This is a genomic window from Chryseobacterium sediminis (genome assembly GCF_008386505.1).
Classification (GTDB): Bacteria; Bacteroidota; Bacteroidia; order Flavobacteriales; family Weeksellaceae; genus Chryseobacterium; species Chryseobacterium sediminis.
Genome location: NZ_VUNZ01000001.1, coordinates 249,249 through 269,047, shown reverse-complemented (window position 1 = coordinate 269,047; position 19,799 = coordinate 249,249). Strand labels below are relative to the sequence as shown.

At 37.3% G+C, this 19,799-nt stretch carries 14 protein-coding genes; 11 read left to right on the top strand and 3 right to left on the bottom strand.

Going from position 1 to position 19,799, the window contains the following annotated elements:
* Positions 1 to 10: 10 nt before the first annotated feature.
* The 11 genes from FW780_RS01190 (at position 11) to FW780_RS01140 (ending at position 14,308) form a co-directional block, all read left to right on the top strand.
* A complete protein-coding gene (locus tag FW780_RS01190) occupies positions 11 to 1,270 on the top strand; it encodes a glycoside hydrolase family 88/105 protein (protein WP_149831833.1) in 1,260 nt (419 codons plus the stop codon).
* A 50-nt stretch (positions 1,271 to 1,320) separates the two neighbouring features.
* The gene (locus FW780_RS01185; protein WP_149831832.1) at positions 1,321 to 2,961 is read left to right on the top strand and encodes a glycoside hydrolase family 43 protein; all 1,641 of its coding nucleotides are present in this window, start codon (positions 1,321 to 1,323) and stop codon (positions 2,959 to 2,961) included.
* A 172-nt stretch (positions 2,962 to 3,133) separates the two neighbouring features.
* A complete protein-coding gene (locus tag FW780_RS01180; RefSeq protein ID WP_241676819.1) occupies positions 3,134 to 3,889 on the top strand; it encodes a rhamnogalacturonan acetylesterase in 756 nt (251 codons plus the stop codon).
* A 1-nt stretch (position 3,890) separates the two neighbouring features.
* Entirely contained in the window at positions 3,891 to 5,555 is a 1,665-nt protein-coding gene (locus tag FW780_RS01175) for a glycoside hydrolase family 28 protein (protein ID WP_149831830.1), read from the top strand.
* A 158-nt stretch (positions 5,556 to 5,713) separates the two neighbouring features.
* Positions 5,714 to 6,625, top strand: coding sequence for an alpha/beta hydrolase (locus FW780_RS01170; protein ID WP_149831829.1), 912 nt, complete (start codon positions 5,714 to 5,716; stop codon positions 6,623 to 6,625).
* 191 nt (positions 6,626 to 6,816) lie between these two features.
* Positions 6,817 to 7,794, top strand: coding sequence for a pectinesterase family protein (locus FW780_RS01165; RefSeq protein ID WP_149831828.1), 978 nt, complete (start codon positions 6,817 to 6,819; stop codon positions 7,792 to 7,794).
* A gap of 232 nt (positions 7,795 to 8,026) precedes the next feature.
* Positions 8,027 to 8,764, top strand: a complete 738-nt coding sequence (locus FW780_RS01160; RefSeq protein WP_149831827.1) for a rhamnogalacturonan acetylesterase — start codon at positions 8,027 to 8,029, stop codon at positions 8,762 to 8,764.
* 175 nt (positions 8,765 to 8,939) lie between these two features.
* Complete coding sequence (locus FW780_RS01155; RefSeq protein ID WP_149831826.1) at positions 8,940 to 9,281, top strand: cupin domain-containing protein; 342 nt, start codon at positions 8,940 to 8,942, stop codon at positions 9,279 to 9,281.
* Between the two features lie 50 nt (positions 9,282 to 9,331).
* Positions 9,332 to 10,234, top strand: coding sequence for an alpha/beta hydrolase (locus tag FW780_RS01150; protein WP_149831825.1), 903 nt, complete (start codon positions 9,332 to 9,334; stop codon positions 10,232 to 10,234).
* Between the two features lie 217 nt (positions 10,235 to 10,451).
* Entirely contained in the window at positions 10,452 to 12,926 is a 2,475-nt protein-coding gene (locus tag FW780_RS01145; RefSeq protein WP_149831824.1) for a glycoside hydrolase family 95 protein, read from the top strand.
* A gap of 263 nt (positions 12,927 to 13,189) precedes the next feature.
* The gene (locus tag FW780_RS01140; protein WP_149831823.1) at positions 13,190 to 14,308 is read left to right on the top strand and encodes a pectate lyase family protein; all 1,119 of its coding nucleotides are present in this window, start codon (positions 13,190 to 13,192) and stop codon (positions 14,306 to 14,308) included.
* A gap of 66 nt (positions 14,309 to 14,374) precedes the next feature.
* On the opposite strand, the gene pelA is transcribed toward FW780_RS01140, so the two are convergent.
* The 3 genes from pelA to FW780_RS01125 form a co-directional block, all read right to left on the bottom strand.
* Positions 14,375 to 15,397 carry a pectate lyase gene (gene pelA / locus FW780_RS01135; RefSeq protein WP_241676818.1) on the bottom strand — a complete coding sequence of 341 codons (1,023 nt, stop codon included), beginning with the start codon at positions 15,395 to 15,397 and terminating at the stop codon, positions 14,375 to 14,377.
* Positions 15,397 to 16,578: a DUF4861 domain-containing protein gene (locus FW780_RS01130; RefSeq protein ID WP_142716626.1), complete on the bottom strand. Its 1,182-nt coding sequence runs from the start codon at positions 16,576 to 16,578 to the stop codon at positions 15,397 to 15,399. The genes pelA and FW780_RS01130 overlap by 1 nt, the downstream gene beginning before the upstream one ends.
* A 198-nt stretch (positions 16,579 to 16,776) precedes the next feature.
* A complete protein-coding gene (locus tag FW780_RS01125) occupies positions 16,777 to 19,782 on the bottom strand; it encodes a LamG-like jellyroll fold domain-containing protein (protein WP_149831822.1) in 3,006 nt (1,001 codons plus the stop codon).
* Positions 19,783 to 19,799: the final 17 nt, after the last annotated feature.

The following is a 19,799-nucleotide window of genomic DNA, read 5'->3' as shown; positions in this document are numbered from 1 at the left end:
AGTTTAGATCATGAATTTCATTAATAATACCATAAAAGCATATGCGGTGGCCATTTTAGGTTCAGGAATGTTCCTTGCATGTGCTCAAACCAAAAATGTAACCGCAGCAAAAACTTCAACAGAAACTTCAAAATCAGGAAAAATAATTCCTTCCAATTTGAAATGGTCAGAAAGAATGCTGCTTTCCGAAATACATAGATTCCCCCAAGCCTGGATGCTTGATTTCAGTAAAAGCCCGAAATGGACCTATCCATCAGCGATAGTTTTGGACGGTGCAGAAAAAGTATATGCAAAAACAGGCAAAAAAGAATATTACGATTATATCAGCGGTTTCGGTGAAGACCTGATTAAAGAAGACGGTACAATCCTTACCTACGACATTTCTAAGTATAATATTGACATGCTCAACAGCGGAAATGTTCTTCTTTACCTTTATGAAAAAGAGAAAAAAGAGAAATACCTGAAGGCTCTTCAGACTTTACGTTTACAAATCGATGGGCAGCCCAGAACCAATGAAGGATCTTTCTGGCATAAAAAAATCTATCCTTACCAGGTTTGGCTGGATGGGCTTTATATGGGAATGCCTTTCTACACACACTATACAAAAGATTTTATCAAAGGCGCAGATGCTCAGAAAGCGTATGATGATATTGTTTTCCAATTTGATTCCGTTCAGAAAAATCTTTTAGACAAAAAAACAGGACTTCTTTATCATGCCTGGGATGAAAGTAAAAAAGAAGCCTGGGCCAATAAAGAAACCGGACTTTCCCCAAATTTCTGGGGAAGAGCGATGGGCTGGTACGGAATGGCCATGGTAGATGTATTAGATTATTTACCTGAAAACCATCCGGGAAGAGCAAGATTAATTTCTTACCTACAATCTTACGCAGATGCCGTCATTAAAGTTCAGGATAAAAAATCCGGTCTTTGGTATCAGGTCTTAGACAAGCCTTTGGAAAAAGGTAATTATGAAGAAGCAACAGCATCAGCAATGTTCGTTTACACGATCATTAAATCGGTCAACGAAGGTTATCTTCCAAAATCATATAAAGCTGCTGCGAAAAAAGGTTATGACGGAATTATCAAAAATTTAATCACGGTTGATGAAAACGGCGTGGTGAATTTAAATAAATGCTGTGCTGTTGCCGGATTAGGAGGAAAGCCTTACAGAGATGGCTCTTACGAATATTATATAAACGAAGAAATCCGTTCAAATGACGGAAAAGGAACAGGACCGTTCATTTTGGCAAGTTTAGAATTTGAAAAATAAATCAAGAACCACAACCTGATTCCTATTACCTAAATAATGAATCTGATTTTATGAAGACAAAAATTTTAAATATAGCAGTGATCATATTATTTTCAGCTGCCCCAACATACCTCAACGCACAGGAGAAAAACATCGTTTCTGAAGTCTGGACTGCAGATCAGGGGAAAAATTACAGAAATCCGGTTTTATACGCCGATTATTCTGATCCGGACGCTATTCGTGTTGGTGAAGATTATTATATGACCGCTTCAAGTTTCAATGAAGCTCCGGGACTGCCCATTCTTCATTCAAAAGATATGGTCAACTGGGAACTGATGAATTATGCACTTCCTGATGTACTTCCAAACAACCATTTTTCCACACCAAAAAGAGGTGACGGAGTTTGGGCACCCAGTATCAGATTCCACAAAGGTGAATTTTACATCTATTGGGGCGATCCCGATTTTGGAATTTACATGGTGAAAACTAAAAATCCGCTGGGAACCTGGGAGAAGCCTGTTTTGGTAATGGAAGGAAAAGGTTTAATCGACTCCTGTCCGTTTTGGGATGAGGATGGAAATGCTTATTTAGTGCATGGTTGGGCAGGAAGCCGCGCCGGAGTGAAAAGTATTCTGACTCTTAACAAAATGAATCCCGAAGGAACAAAAGTCCTGGATAAAGGGGTTCACATTTTCGATGGCCACGATGCACACCCAACAGTGGAAGGTCCGAAAATGTATAAAAGAAACGGTTATTACTACATTTTTGCTCCTGCAGGTGGTGTAGCAACCGGTTGGCAATTGGTATTAAGATCAAAAAATATTTACGGACCCTACGAAGAAAAAGTAGTGCTGGAACAGGGATCAACAAAAATCAACGGACCTCATCAGGGTGCTTGGGTAGATACACCTTCAGGGGAAGATTGGTTCTACCATTTCCAGGATGTGGATGCGGGCGGAAGAATCGTTCACTTACAACCGATGAAGTGGGAAAAAGACTGGCCTATCATCGGGATCGATAATAATAAAAACGGAATCGGAGAGCCGGTTTTAACCTATAAAAAACCCAACGTGGGAAAATCCTACCCTGTCGCTACTCCTCCTGAAACAGATGAATTTGATGGTGAAAAATTAGGAATTCAATGGCAATGGAGCGCCAACGAAAATATCGTGTGGTCTTCTAAACTTCCCGGACAGAAATTTTTAAGATTATTTTCAATAAAAGTTCCTGAAGGTGAAAAAAATCTATGGAATGTTCCGAATCTGTTAACCCAAAAATTCCCTGCCCCGAATTTTGCAGCTTCTACCAAAGTAAAATTAACTCCCGAAGATGCTAAAGAAGGCAAAACTGCAGGTTTATTAGTAATGGGATTAGATCATGAGTCAATTGTGATTACCAATAAACCCGATGGATTCTATATTCAGTTAAGAAGAGCCGAAAAAGCAGATAAAGGAGGTGAAGAGAAGGTTTTGTTTGAAACAAAATTAAAAGGAAACGAAGTCTATTTAAAAGTAAATGTAAGCGAGCCGAATGGCCTATGCCAGTTCAGTTACAGTGAAAACGGAAAAAATTTCATAAAAGCAGGTGACGTTTTTCAGTCAAAACCCGGAAAATGGATCGGTGCAAAAGTCGGTTTATATAGTATAAGTACAGCAAAAGCCCCTCGTGGAGGATATGCAGATTTTGACTGGTTCAGAATTACTAAAAATTAATTTCATTTAACAATATAGAAACCTAACAGGTTTTTAAAACCTGTTAGGTTTGATAAAATTAGAGCCTAATTCATCAAAATCAATGACAAAAAAAAGATATAGTATAGTTTCATTTTTATTCGTCGTTTTGCTATTGTCTGCATGTCAATCACAAAACAACGTCCAAAAGGCAATGGCAAAAAACAATAAAAAGGTCACCCATATTTATCTTATCGGAGATTCCACAATGGCAGATTATACCGGGGATTACGAACCTGGAAAAGATTATATGAAAGTCCGCTACCCGATTACCGGATGGGGACAGGTTTTTCAGCCCTATTTTACAAAAGACAGTCTGGCTTCTCTGAAACCCTCAATTACAACAGATTCTGTTGCTGTTATCGACAGAGCGCATGGCGGAAGAAGTACCAGAACATTTTTTCAGGAAGGAAGATGGAGATATGTATATGACCATTTGCAGCCGAACGATTATGTCATTATGCAGTTTGGTCATAATGACGGTTCTGAAAAGCATACAGAACGGTATGTAAATATTGAAGGATATAAAGAACTTTTAAGATTATTTGTAACGCAGACAAAACAAAAAGGTGCACATCCTATCATCTTAACACCCGTTGCCAGAAATTATCCCTGGAAAGATGGCAAACTGGAAAATGTACATGGAGAATATGCACAGGCTCCCATTGAAATTGCTAAAGAAATGAATGTTCCTTACATCGATTTAAACAAATTATCCATGGAATATTTTACCAAAAAAGGACAAGATTTTACAACGAATCACTATTTCATGAATCTCCCTGAGAATGTGTATGAAGCCTATCCGAAGGGTCAAAAAGACAATACCCATTTTCAGCCGGAAGGTGCAAAAGCAGTGGCGTCCATTGTTTACCAGGAATTTAAAAAAGTAATTAAAACTCAGAAAAAATAAAATGAAGAAGTCTCTTACAATTATCGGTTTAGCAGCCATGATGTTTTCAGGGCAAACATATGCTCAGAACCTGGATATTTATAAAAATATTGAGTTTAAAATGCCTCAGGTGGCAGAAACTTCATTTGCAGCCAACACCGTTTCCATCACACAATATGGTGGCGTTGCAGGTGGAAATGTAAAAAATACGGAAGTTTTCAAAAAAGCAATTGAAGACCTTAGTATAAAAGGCGGCGGAAAATTGGTTATTCCCCGCGGAATGTGGTTAACGGGTCCCATTGAGTTGAAAAGCAATATCAATCTTCACGTGGAAGAAGGCGCTTTCATCGTTTTCAGTAAAGATAAAGCAGATTATCCCTTGGTTGACGTAAGTTTTGAAGGGTTAAACACCATTCGCTGCCAGTCTCCTATTTCCGCGAAAAATGCAACCAATATTGCCATCACAGGAAAAGGAGTAATCGACGGAAGTGGTGATGCGTGGAGAGCCATCAAAAAAAGCAAAGTTTCAGAATCTGAATGGAAAAACATAGTGAAATCTGGCGGATTATTATCTGCAGACGGAAAAACATGGTTCCCTTCAGAAAGTTATAAAAAAGGATTTGAAAGCAGTTCTAGTTTCAATGTCCCCGATAAAATTTCTAAAGATGAATTAACGACAGTTAAAGATTTTCTTCGTCCGGTAATGGTAAGTTTAGTTGGTTGTGATAAAGTTTTGTTAGACGGACCTACCTTCCAGAATTCCCCGGCATGGAATCTTCACCCGTTAATGTGTACCAACATTATTTTAAGAAATCTTACGGTCAGAAATCCATGGTTTTCACAAAATGGAGACGGTGTAGATCTCGAATCATGTAAAAATGTTTTGATTTACGATAATACTTTTGATGTGGGTGACGATGCCATCTGTATAAAATCAGGAAAAGATAAGGATGGCAGAAAGAGAGGAATGCCGACTGAAAATGTGATTATTAAAAACAATGTTGTGTACCACGGTCACGGAGGTTTTGTTATCGGAAGTGAAATGTCCGGCGGAGCAAGGAACATCCATGTTTCCGACTGTACCTTCATCGGAACAGATATCGGTCTTCGTTTTAAAACAACCCGTGGAAGAGGCGGAATTGTTGAAAATATTTACATTAAAAATATTGATATGATTAATATTCCGACACAGGTAATCGGATTCAATATGTTCTATGAAGGAGCTTCTCCTGTGTTAGAGGATGGCCAAAAGAAGGAAGGCAACAAAACGCCGGAAAAAGTATATCCGGTAACAGAAGAAACACCTGTTTTCAGAAATATTTTCTTTAAAAATATCAATGCCGTGAATTCTGATGAAGCCATTACGTTATTCGGTTTAGCAGAAATGAATCTTAAAAATATAGTCATTGAAGATTCGCAGTTTGATACGAGAAAAGCATTAACCATTGTAGACGCAGACGGAATTCAATTGAAAAATGTAAAACTGAAATATTCGGAAGGAACGGGAGCAACCATTTACAACAGTAAAAACATCAATCTTTCAACAGTGAAGTTTGAATCTGCCAATAAACCTGTTGTGAAAGTGTTAGGAAGCAAAACAGGAGCAGTATTGGTTCCTAAAGAAGTGACATCCAATAAAAATTCACTTTCCCTCGGAAAAGATGTAGCAAAAAACGCAGTTAAATAAAATGCATCAAGGATAAGATAAAACCATTAAGATTGGTTAAGTTTTTAAGAATATTAAGCCGAGCTTTGGTTTGAATAATACTTAAAATCAGAATGATTTTCTAATTAAACTTAACTCCTTTAATATTCTTATGGTTTAAAATTTTAAAATTTGATAACATGAATTTTAGCAAAAAACATACTTATATTTCTATTTTTTGTGTAGGGACAATGGCATTTGGACAGGTAAACAGACCGAATGCCACTCCTTACACTAACGAAGGCACTTTTGAAAAGTTTAAGAAAAAATATCCTTTTATCACACCCATTGACAGACCTGTGCCGCAAAATATCAAAATAGATAAAGAGGTAGAATATGCCAATATCAAAGGAATTTCTTTAAAAGCCGATGTATACTATCCTCGCGACCAATCAAAAAAATATCCGGGAATTGCTATGGTACATGGCGGTGGCTGGATTTCCGGAAGTAAGGAAAATGAAAAATTCATGGCAATGGAACTGGCTTCAAACGGCTACGTTGTGATTGCTATCGGATACCGATTGGCTGATGTCGCGAAATATCCTGCCGGAGTTGAAGATATTGAAACAGGTATTCAATGGGTAAAGAAAAATCATTCAAGATATTCCTTAAACAAAAAGAAAATGGCAGTTTTGGGTGAATCTGCCGGAGCTCAGATCGCTACTTTAGTCGGAGTCAGGAAAAATATTAAATTACAGGCTATTGTCAATGTAGATGGCGTAGTTTCTTTTGTTCATGAAGAATCCGGAAAAGAAGGAACCTACGATGCCTATTGGCTGGGGTATTCACAAAAAGACAATCCAAAAATCTGGAAAGAAGCTTCACCTCTCGAGTATGTAGATAAAAATACACCTCCTACCCTTTTCATTAACAGCTCTCAACCCCGTTTTCATGCGGGAAGAGACGATATGATGAAAAAATTAAAGAGTTATAATATTCCGACAGAATTTCATGAAATCAAAGATACTCCGCACTCTTTCTGGTCGGCAGAACCTTGGTTTACAGAAACTTTGAATTTAACAATTGATTTTTTAAATAAAGTTTTGAAATAGTATTAATTATGATTTTAAACGCAAAGATTTAATTTAATATAAATGAATATTTAGCGAGCAAGGATGAATCAACGAATTGATTTAGTAAAGTTATCGTCACAGCTTCACGAAGTAAATTTTATTCGCCTTTGCTTTCTAAAAATTATGAGGTTTCATAAAAATCTTTGCATTAAAAAACAATAATCCAGTTTATGAAAAAGTTATTTTTAATTCTGTTCATATCGATGGCAAATTTTCTCTTTGCGGGAAATGACTCTTACATAAAAATTACCGTAGCCAAAGACGGAAGCGGAGATTTCACATCCATTCAGAAAGCCATAAATTCTATCAGAGATCTAGGGCCTGCAGAAGCTTTAGTTTTCATTAAATGCGGAATCTATAATGAAAAAGTGATTATTCCCTCTTCAAAACATAAAATTACCTTAGAGGGCGAAAATAAAGGCAATACCATCATCAGCAATAATGATTTTTCAGGGAAACCGGATGCTTTTAATGAAAAAATGACAACCTTCAATTCCTATACTTTATTGGTAATGGGTGATGACATTAAAATCAGCAATCTGACCATACAAAACTCTTCATGCAATGAAGGACAGGCGGTTTCTCTTCATGTGGAAGGTGACCGTTTTGTAATTAAAAACTCAAATATTCTGGGCTGCCAGGACACCATTTATTCCGCAACCAATCACAGCAGGCAATATTTCGAAAACTGCTATATTGAAGGAACAACTGATTTCATTTTTGGACAGGCAACCGTTGTTTTTAAAAACTGCACCATTAAAAGTTTGGCCGATTCTTATATTACCGCAGCCGCTACAGAAGCCGGCAGACCGTATGGTTTTGTCTTTTTAGACTGTAAATTAATTGCAAAAGAAAACATCACAAAAGTTTATTTGGGAAGACCCTGGAGACCTTACGCCAAAACTGTTTTCATTAACACTGAAATGGGAAAACACATCCTTCCCGAAGGCTGGAATCCATGGAAAGGCGACAAAATGTTTCCTGATAAAGAAAAGACCGCTTATTATGCAGAATCCGGCAGCAAAGGTGAAGGAGGAGACATCTCCAAACGAGTAAGCTGGTCGCATCAGGTGACGAAAAAGGATTTGAAAAATTATACCCTTGAAAAAATTTTTGATGGATGGAATCCAAACATGAGTAATAAGTAATGGTCAATAAGTAATTATTACCACAATTAAATTGACATAGGAAAATGGAGTGTTAAGAAAATTGTACTGTTTAAGCACGACACTAAAATTGTACTGAAAAGCAAATATTAAATTCGTGCGAGTTTTAGAATTTTTAGATAACAGGAATAATTTTTTAGCGGAAGTTTCCAAGTCTTGAACTTTTGGTTCTTTTGTTTTAAGACAAAAGAACATGAATTAAAAAATTATTTAAATGAAAAAACTACTTTTAATAGTATACATTTGTTTGGCAACATTCGTATTTGCTCAACAAAAACCCACCCTTTTTCTCATCGGTGATTCTACTATGGCCAACAAAGAAAATCCGGATAAAAATCCAGAACATGGTTGGGGACAGGTTTTGCCACAATTTTTAACAACAGGAATTGAAATTCAGAATCATGCGATGAATGGCAGAAGTTCAAAAAGCTTTCGGACTGAAGGCAGATGGGATAAAGTGGAAAAACAGCTGAAAAAAGGTGATTTTGTCATTATTCAGTTTGGACATAACGATCAGAAATTTAAAGATTCCACGAAATTCACTAATCCATATACACAATATAGAGCCAACCTGGAAAGGTATGTAAATGAAGCCAGAGCAAAAGGAGCAACCCCCATTCTGATGACTTCTATTGTAAGAAGAAATTTCAATGAAAACGGAGTCTTGATTGATACCCATAAAGAATATCCTTTAGTGGTAAGAATGGTGGCCAATGATCTGAAAGTTCCGTTTGTGGATATGCAGTTACTGACAGAACAACTGGAAGTTTCTTACGGTCCTGAAAATTCAAAAAAACTCCATCTGCATTATAAAGAAGGAGAAAACCCTTACTATCCAAAAGGAAAAGACGATGATACTCATTTATCAACCTTAGGCGCGGAATCAGTTGCAAAATTAGCGTTGAAAAATTTGAAGAGTTTAAAAATCGGTTTAGAGAAATATATTAAATAGTTTTAAACACAAAGACGCAAGGAATTCTGGGATTTATAAATATTCTTTAAGGCGCAAGGATTTTATCCTCGATAAAACTTCACACTGAATAACTGAAAATCTTTGATTTTCTTGCGCCTTAAAACATTAAAAAACTTTGCGTCTTTGCGATTAGCTAACAATAAAAAAATAAAAAATGAAGTTCAAAAAAGAACCTTTCTTTGACGGTAATTCCGAATGGGATGATTTAGGAGGTGGAGTTTCCAGACAGTTTGTGGGGTACAATTCTCAGGTAATGATGGTGGTTGTAAAGTTTGAAAAAGATGCCATCGGAGCTTTACACCAGCATTTTCATTCTCAGATCACCTATGTTGCTTCAGGAAAGTTTGAAGTGACCGTTGATGGCGAAACAAAAATTTTACAGCAAGGTGACGGATTTTTCGCACAGCCCAATATTTTCCATGGAGTAAAATGTCTGGAAGCGGGACAGCTCATTGATGCTTTCACTCCTTTTAGAGAAGACTTCATGAAAGATTAAAAAATCAAATCTTCAAGGTTTAGAAAAGCATTTCGTTAAATTATTTTGCTATGAAAAAAATCGCATTCCTCCTATTAATTTTCCTTACTCTTCAATTATCTGCACAGGAAAAAATTATGGTCTGGCCGAAAGGTCAGATGCCGAACTCCAAAGGATTACCATTGAAAACTGAAGAAAAAGACGGAAGAATCATACAGATAAAAGAGACCGAACTTTTTGCTTTTCTACCTCCAAAAGAAGAAAGAAAACAGATGGCTGTAATCGTCATTCCCGGTGGTGGATATTATAAACTCACTTATGATTTGGGCGGTTATCAGATCGCAAAATGGTTCAATACCCAAGGAATTTCAGCCTTTGTTTTAAATTACCGATTGCCGACTTCTCCAGACTTGAAACAAAAAGAAATTGCCCCGCTACAGGACATTCAGGCAGCTATAAAATATCTGAGAAAAAATGCAGAGCAATATGGTATTTCACCGGAACAGATCGGGGTCATCGGAACTTCTGCAGGCGGACATCTGGCTGCATCTGTAAGTAATATTTCCACAGATTATACGGAATTAAAGGGAGACTGGACTTCAATTCCAACTATTCCCAATTTTGCGATTTTGATTTCTCCGGTTATTGATTTAGGAGAATTTGCCCATATCGGAAGCCGCAATAGCCTTTTGGGTGAAAATGCTTCTCCTGAAAAAATCAAAGAATATTCGATGCAAAACCGGATAACGGAAAAAACTCCACCCACAATTTTATTTCATGCTCAAAATGATAAAACAGTTCCTGTCATGAACAGTATTTTATACTATCAGGAAATGATAAAAAACAAAGTAAAAGGTGCAATGTTTATTTTCCCTGAAGGTGGACATAAAATCGGAATTACGAATAAATCTGAACTGACGGATAACTGGAAAAAATTATGCTCTGACTGGCTTAAAGCCATAATCAATAAGTAATGGGTAATTAAAATATATTGGAAAAACGCAAGGGCGCAAAAAATTATTTAGGTTATTACGTTTTAAGGCGCAAGGATTTTATCTTCGATAAATTGATTATTATAAAAACTTACTGAAAATCTTTGATTTTCTTGTGCCTTAAAGCATTATTATAATTGAAAACCTTTGCCTCTTGCGTTTTTTCCAACAAATCAAATCACTTTAACAAAATATAAAAATGTTCAAAATCATTCAACATAAAATCTTTTTACTGGCTTTTGGAACGGTAATTTCAGTTTCAGTTCAGGCACAGCAAAATTTGAAACTGATTTATGACAAGCCTGCAGAAAACTGGAACGAGGCTTTACCAATTGGAAACGGAAAATTAGGTGCTATGATTTTTGGCGGGGCTTCGCAGGAGCATCTTCAACTTAATGAAGAAACAATCTGGGCAGGAGAGCCGGGGAATAATGTTCCGAAAAATACATTCGACAGTATCCGGAAAATCAGAAAACTATTGAATGAAGGTCAGTTTGAACAAGCCCAAAAACTATCCAATGCAACCTATCCAAGAGCCGCTCCAAAAGATTTGAATTACGGAATGCCTTATCAGACGATGGGCGATCTGTTTCTGGATTTTAAAGGTCATGAAAATTTTAAAAATTATACCCGGACGTTAGATATTGAAAAGGCAGTCAGTAGTGTTTCCTATGAAGTAAATGGAGTGACTTTCAGGCGTGAGATTTTCTCATCTTTTGCGGATAACGTGATCATGATTAAACTATCTTCCGGCAAAAAAGGAAGTCTGAATTTTTCTATTCATGCTTCCACTCCACACTTGAAAAAATCAATTTTTACAGAGAAAAACCAATTGGTGATTAACGGAACAAGCAGTTCTTCCGATAATAAAATTGGAAAAATTAATTTTAAAACAGTGGCTTTTCCGGTTTTAAAAGGTGGAAAATTGACCTCAATAAAAGATCAGCTTGAAATTTCCGGAGCAGATGAGGTGATCATTTATATTTCCATTGCTACTAATTTTAAAAAGTACAATGATATTTCCGGAAATCCTGATGTGAGAGTTTCAGAATATGTACAATCTGCTTTGCATAAAAAATATGATGCTGAATTAAAAGAACACATTGAAAAGTATCAGAAATATTTCAAGCGTGTAGAGTTAAATTTAGGAACTACCGAACAGACGAAAAAAACAACCGACATTCGAATTAAAGAATTTGGAAGCTCAAAAGATCCGGATCTGGTCGCGTTATATTTCCAGTTCGGACGCTATCTTTTACTATCTTCTTCACAACAGGGAACCCAGCCTGCCAATCTTCAGGGAATCTGGAATGATCAGCTAAATCCTGCCTGGGACAGTAAATACACTGTGAACATCAATACAGAAATGAATTACTGGCCAGCTGAAAATACAAACCTCAGTGAAATGCACGAACCTTTATTCGATATGATTCAGGATTTATCGGTGACAGGACAGGAATCTGCGAAGGAAATGTACCACGCCAAAGGCTGGAATATGCATCACAATACAGATTTGTGGAGAATCACCGGAATTGTAGACGGCGGGTTTTACGGAATGTGGCCGATGGGCGGAGCATGGCTGACTCAGCACATCTGGAATCATTATCTATACACCGGAGATCAGCAATTTTTGAAAAAACATTATGCTGCTCTGAAAGGCTGTGCCTTATTTTATCTCGATGTCCTACAACAGGATCCTTCGAAAAAATATCTGGTAGTCTCCCCTTCCATGTCGCCCGAAAACACCTATATGAAAAGTGTGGGAATTACGGCCGGAACAACGATGGATAACCAGTTGGTTTTTGATGTTTTTAATAATTTCATTAATGCTTCAAAAATTCTAAATGAAGATAAAGGCCTTTCGGATGAAGTAAAATCAGCTTTAATTAAACTTCCGCCCATGCAGATCGGGCAACACACCCAACTGCAGGAGTGGCTTACAGATATGGACAGAACCAATGATAAACACAGACATATTTCGCATTTGTACGGACTTTTTCCGTCGGGACAAATCTCTCCTTTCAGAAATCCTGATTTAACAGAAGCTGCAAAAAATTCGATGACGTATCGCGGTGACAAATCCACAGGCTGGTCGATGGGCTGGAAAGTAAACTGGTGGGCAAGATTACTGGACGGAAACAGAGCTTTTAAATTAATCTCCGATCAGCTGACTCCCGCACCTATGGAAACAAAAGGCCAGTCGGGAGGAACTTATCCAAATCTTCTGGATGCGCATCCCCCATTCCAAATTGATGGAAATTTTGGATGTACTTCAGGAATTGCTGAACTATTACTGCAAAGTTATGACGGTTATATTTATATTTTGCCCGCCCTTCCCGATGCTTTACCGAATGGTTCTGTGAGAGGATTAAAAGCAAGAGGCGGTTTTGAAATCGATATGGAATGGAAGAATTCTAGACTGAAAAAACTTATTGTAAAATCTGCTCTGGGAGGAAATGCGAGAATCAGAGTTGCGAAAGATATTCAGTTTAAATCCAAGACAGGTTTAACCTCAGCAAAAGGAGAAAATCCGAATCTGTATTACCAGGTGAATGCTATTAAAAAGCCATTAGTTTCAGATAAAGCGGAATTAAAAGGTTACTCAATTCCTGAAACACAGGTTTTTGATTTTGATACTGAAAAAGGACAAACGTATATTTTTGAATCAAAATAATAGGTAATAAATAATAAGCAGAAAGTCTCCCGCAGATTTTAGAATTCACAGTAAATAACCCTTGTAATTCTGAAATCTGCGGGAGGTTTATTTATAAACACCAACCAATTAATATTATTTTCAATTAATAATAAAATGCAACCGATTGAATAAATTAAATTAATAACATTATAATTATATAAATATTAATATATTAAAATATAAAACATTTAAATATAAAAAATATAATTTTACAACCGAATCAAATAACATAAATCATTACTATGAAAACAACATTTAAAGCTGCCTTTCTTATGGTAGCTCTAAGCTCTACCTTTGCCCTGACTGGTTGCGCGCAGGAAGACATTAAAACAGATTTAGCGGAAAAACCAAACGAACTTAGTATCGGAAACAAACTCGCTGCCAAGGCCGTAGTTCCTTTAGCAAACTGTGTGGCCCCGGGATGGGCTTCTCAAAACGGTGGAACAACAGGTGGAGGAACAGCCGCTGAAACTACCGTGGCCACCTATGCACAATTAAAAGCTGCGATCGAAAACACAGCAGTAAAAGTCATTAAAGTGACAGGAACCATCACCATTACAACTCGTTTATCGCTGCAGGATCAAACAGGAAAAACGCTTTACGGGACAAGCGGTGCTAAATTGGTTTCTACGGATCAGACTGCAAGCGGATCAGGAATTATCAATATTAAACGATGCAACAATATCGTGATCAGAAACCTGATTTTCGAAGGTCCGGGAGCTTATGATACAGACGGCTGGGACAATGCCATTTTAGATGACTGCAGAAATGTATGGATAGACCATTGTGAATTCAGAGACGGTGTAGACGGGAATTTTGACATTAAAAACAAATCCGACTTCGTTACAGTTTCTTATACGAAATTTCATTATCTGAAAGCTCCGAAACCTGGCGGTTCAGGCGGAACAGACGACCACAGATTCTCCAACCTTATCGGATCTAGTGACGGGGCAACAGCAGATGCAGGAAAACTGAATGTAACATTCGTTCGCTGCTGGTGGGCTCCGGGATGCAGAGAGCGTATGCCGAGAGTGAGATTTGGTAAAATACATGTTGTTAACAGCTATTTCAACAGTTCTGTAAGCAACAAATGTATTGCAGCAGGAGTTCAGGCGAATATCCGTGTCGATGGAAACGTTTTTGAGAATGTAAAAGAGCCTATTAACCTGATGAGTGGTTACACAGCAGTTACGGTTACTTCCAACAATACATTTACCAACGTTACCGGAAACACAGCAGGAAGCGGTACGGCATTTACTCCTCCTTATACCATCCCGATGCTGTCCTTATCTTCTGTAAAGTCTGACGTAACAGCCAATGCAGGAGCAACATTAACAGGAAATATTTGTAATTCATTATAATTTTAGTCAATAAATTAGAACAAGAAAGACTGAGAAATTCTCAGTCTTTTTTATAATCTGAAATTGTTATTCAGAAATTTTATTTTTCTCAAGCCATTTTGGATATTCTTTATTGATCAGCTTATCGGCAAAATCTCCAAACCAGCTGTAGCCGTTTCTTCTTTCTTCAGAAACCTCGTTATAATTGTATTTTACGCTTCCGTCACGGTCACCGAAAAGAGGTTTGTTACTATTAATATCATAAAATCTTGCCCAGATTACAGAATTTTTATCCTCTGCCAAAGTCCGGACAGCTTTTCCGTTTACTTTTGAGACATTGTAGCTGTAGCCTTCAATTTTATTTTGCTTAAACCATTTTACAGCAGATTTTATCGATTTTTCAACTTCCGGAGTTACGGGCTGCAGCATTAAAAATCTTATAATTCCTACAGATTCTCCTGTTGCCAGAGAAATCGGTTCAAAAGCTCTTGCTTTATCTGGCTGAAGCGTGATTTCGTTGTACTGATCGCCCCAGATTGTTGGGTTTCCCTTTTGTAAAACCTGAGTTTTCAAGATGCATTCAATTCCTTTTTGTACGGCTATTTTTGATTTTTCCTTTAATTTAGAATCAACAACATCAAAATCATTTTTCCCTTCCGCCACATTATACAAAACCGTCAAAGCGTTAATCATCGCATTGTCATTGTAGGTCACCTGCTTTCTGTACAATCCGGAATTAGGATAATATTGTGGGAAACCTCCGTTTTTATACTGCATTAAAAGAAGATAACTAATTCCTTTCTCTGCAGATTTCAGATATTCAGGATTTTTTGTGGTGGAATATGCTTTTATTAAGGCGTTAATTTCCCTTGACGTTGCATTATTATCAATGGTTGCATGATCGTCACCCGTTGCCTTTATCTTTTTCAAAAGATCCTTATCGAGCGGTAAATTATAATTCACTACAGATTTATCGTCCAGCTGCTTGCCCCACCCGCCAATGGGAAGCTGATATACCAGCATTTTTTCGGCTAAAGTATCTTTAATCTGAGCAGAAAGAACGGCTGTTGTTAAGGAAAAGACAGCTGCTGAAAGTTTTAATTTCATCATTATTTAACTTTAATCATTAATGGGTTTGCAATTATCTGAGATTGTTTTTGCAATAGAGCTTCCCAATCTTTTTGTGTCTGAATCTGCCCGCTTTTCTGCCATGCAAATCCGGCATAATAAATCAGCTTATTTTGAGGTTTTGTCACAACTAACAGGTTGCTCTGGTCCGGGGTTTCGGATTTAAAGGCAACAGATTTTTCAACAATTTCAGGATCTACTACAATTCCTTCACCTACAAAAGCATCATCAATTTTTTCCCAGTGTAAATAATATCCGCTTTTGTCGTTCAGTTTTGTTTCACCTTCGTTTTTATGCAGGGTAATTCCGATTGTATAATTCGGAACCTGCTTTTCAGCCTGGAAACTGGATTCAAATTTTGAAAAATTGGAACCCAGATCAAGGGAAATCCGTTTTGTTTCTTTTACTCCGAATTCACTCCACGGATTGTAAGTTAATTCAAAAACCGTTCTTAAAGGACCTTCCGCAATGGTTTTAGAACTTACAAAATTTTGTGACACCTGGAGCTTTTCATTCACCCAAATCCCGATTCCACCTGTTCCGCGGCTGTCTCCAACCTGATAAGGATCATACCCTTCGCCTCTCGTATCTTTGTGATAGTACATCGGATCGGTCAGATAGCCCTTATACCATTTGTTGATCACTGGTTTGTCTGTTCTTTTCAGCCAGATATCAACTCCACTGGATAGCGTGCTACCTTTTATCCCTTCCAGTGCTTCTTTCTGACCTTTCGGGCCATAAACACGGAATGCTATTTTATTATTTTCCCACGCATAATCGTCTGCTCTTTCAGGAACTAATCTTGAATATGTTGAAGTTTTGCTTTCAGGAATTGGAATTGTAGCATCTGCAATAATAGCATAAGTATTTGCTTTTTTGGCTTCAATATTCACCTGAAAAAGCAATTCGTCATTTTTTCCGTCCCCATCATAGTCGATCCATTGGATGGGCAGAATGTTTTTACCACTATCTTTTATCCTGAGGTCAGATTCACTGTTTCTACTTAGAAAAGGAGCTAATTGAGAAACAGGTATTGAAACGATTTCATTTCTTGAAAAATTCAATGTATTTTTTACCTGAATAGAATTTTGTGCTTTCAGAAAAGAATCAATGCAAACGATTGCACAAGTAAATCCGAAAATTAAAAATTTTGATCTGAACATAATTATTCAATTGAGTTGTAAAAATCAAAAATAATGATAAGTTTCTAATGAACATCAAAAAAATAATCAAATTTTAAATCTAACAGGTTGATTTAGAAAAATATTTGAAATACTATTTACAATTAAAGAAAATCCTTTCAAAATAACTTGAAAGGACTTTTTTTTGAATAGGAATGAAATTAAACTTTGGTACCCCTTTTATTTAATAATAATTTTAAAATTACTATTCAAATCTTTTCCTGAAACATTAAGAATATAGTTTCCTGAGGTTTTTTTGTCTGCAATATTTAATGTAAAGGTTCCACTTTCATCAGCATTAATCTTTTCTTTGACAATGATTTTTCCTGTCAGATCAATAATAGTTGCTGTTAAACTGGATTTTTTATATTCGGGAAGCTTAATAAAAATCTTGTCTTTTGCAGGATTCGGATATACCGTTCCAACATTTTTGCTGATGCTGAATTCATCATTACCCAACACGTCCTGATTATACAAAGTATATATTTCTGTCGGAGATAAAGCATAATTGTACAACCTAAGTTCATCGAATGCTCCTTTATAGGGAGCCGGAGCATTCGCGGTTGATAAAAACTCAAGCTCACCTATATTCCCGATGATCAGATCACTTGCTTCACCAATCCCTGTAACCGAAGTTTCATCTCCTTCAGTGATTAAAGCACCATTGGTGTAAATTCTCATTTTATGCGCAGCAATATCCCTCTGAATCACAACATGTACCCAGTTACCAGTAAAATAATTGGCAATAGGTGATGTAATTTCTTTTTTCGTAATGTCATCGTCAATAGCATATCGCAGCTGGCCTCCTTTAATTTCTATATTAAAACGTTTCCCTGTGGCTCCTGTTGCCGTATTTTTAGTGAAAGAACCTTTACATAATACATAAAGACTTGCAGATGAAGACGATGGTATCATACTGACTTTTGCCTTCATCCAAAAAGAAACAGTAAACGAATGATTATCAAATAAAATATGATTCTGATGAGGAATACTGGCGATGTACATATTACCGGACGACGTAGCCAGATCAAGGGCGTTGTTTTCTTTTCCCAGTATTCTTACATTGGCATTGTCGTAAGCTGTATCTAATACTCCATGATTAGCAAAAGACGTTATGTCTGCAATTTGTTCACCAGCGGAAGGAGCTTCCGCGAATGGCCAGTTGCCGACAATACCCGGAGCCAATGCACGGAAATTCCATACATCTCCCACAGCAGTGCCAAGAGCATTGGACGCATTAATTCTCCAATAGTAAATTATTGCCGGGTTTAAATTATTAAGCTGGTATGATGGTACAGCAGAATAAGGTACAGTTGCAATAGTGCTTAAATTTGAAGGGTCTGTTCCTAAATAAACTGTATACGTTGTTGTATTTGGGCTACCATTCCATTTTAAAAGCAGGTTTCCACCGTTCAACTCAACATTATTATTGCCAGTTGAAGGAACCGGGTTATTTGCTTTTGTAGGAGCTGACGGGATTGGTGGTGTGGTTACTGATGCATTTGATGTGTAAACTGAAGATTCTGTCGCATTTGTTGCTTTAACTCTGTAATAATATTGAGTATCAGGTGTTAAACCGATTTCATTATAACTTGTTGCATTCGCCCCCAAGGTTGCAATGACCGTAAAATTGGTACCATCGGAAGAACGTTCTACAATATAATGAGTTTCATTTGTCGCATTATCGTTCCAATTAACAGTTAAAGAGCTTGAAGGTGAAGTTCCTGTAGTTGTGATTGTATTGGTAAAATTCACATTTGTAGGCGGAATAATGAAATCCGGAGGAACTGTATTGGGTAAACTATTGATATAAACCTCAATATTCAGATACGGAGCATGTGTTGTGCTTACTGCCAAAGCATCAAAAACGTTTGGATTTAGTCCATTGGCCGTTTCCCATGCATCAGGCATCCCGTCATTGTCCGTATCCAGAGGAGCCGGCGCACCGTAAACGTGCCCTGCACCACCATTAGTAAAACCAAATTGGGCTGTTAAATCAGTTTGTACATACACATAAGTAGCTGTTGTACCTTTCGACATTAAATCTGAAATCATCAGACCATCTACCTGATCACGTCTTGGATATGATGCTCCCACACTTGTAACAATATTACTGTATGCCTCCTGAGCAGTTAATGCAGGAGTTTTCATCGGATAATCATACGGAGTAGCCATTATAGCGGCCGGATCTCCCACAGGGTAACCCATTAAGCTTTGAGGAACTGCGGCTCCATCTAATACTCCATTTTTATTATTGTCAAAATAATTACCGGAACCATATAAATTGAAATTGGCATTTCCTACGCTAAAAGGTGTGGTAACCGTAGTGCTTGTATTAGGGCCTCCGATAAAATAATTGTTGATGATATTGGCAAAAGAGCTTCCTGCCGAATCTCCTCCCATGATGTATGCCTCCCCGGATTGGGTGTGGCCATAGGTATTTCCATAATTACCCCAGTTGTAAACTACATTATTGACAAACTCGTTGATTCCTTTTATTTTATTATTACGGGTTTTATTACAGATATATAAATTCCCGATTAAGCTGATCTTCCCCCCTGGTGGAGGCTGCATTAATCCTCCCGCAGAATGATTATGACGGTGCATTCCTTGTCCTATAATAGAATTCTGAATCGTTATATTATCGGGACTTGTTCCGTTGTTATCCCAGTTAACCGAGAATACTTCGTCTGTACCCCAGGTAAAAGTCATATGATCTAAGATGATATTTGCTCCGTTGGCTATCCCTGATGCGTCCTGATTTTGAGATGTCCCGCCATAACGGATACGAAGATATCTGGCAATCGTATTATTGGCCCCTGTAAATGATACTCTGGGTCCCAAAAAGACAATTCCTTCTCCGGGAGCAGTTTGTCCGGCAATTGTGGTGTTAGCCGCCACAGCAACAATCGATTGTAAGTTAACAATACCTCCCACTTTAAATATAACAAACCTACCCGGCTGACTTACCGCATCACGGAATGAACCTGGGCCGCTGTCATTTAAGTTGGTAACCAGATAGATCTGAGGATTTGCCGCCCCTCTTGCTCCCGTAGTATATCTTCCAAAACCGGTTGCTTCCGGAAATGCCAATGTCTGAGCACTCAAATCAACTACGGATAATGCTAATCCACAAAACAATAAAGATTTAAGAGCTGGCTTAAACAATAAAGATTTATTTTTCATAAATATTAATTTTGTAT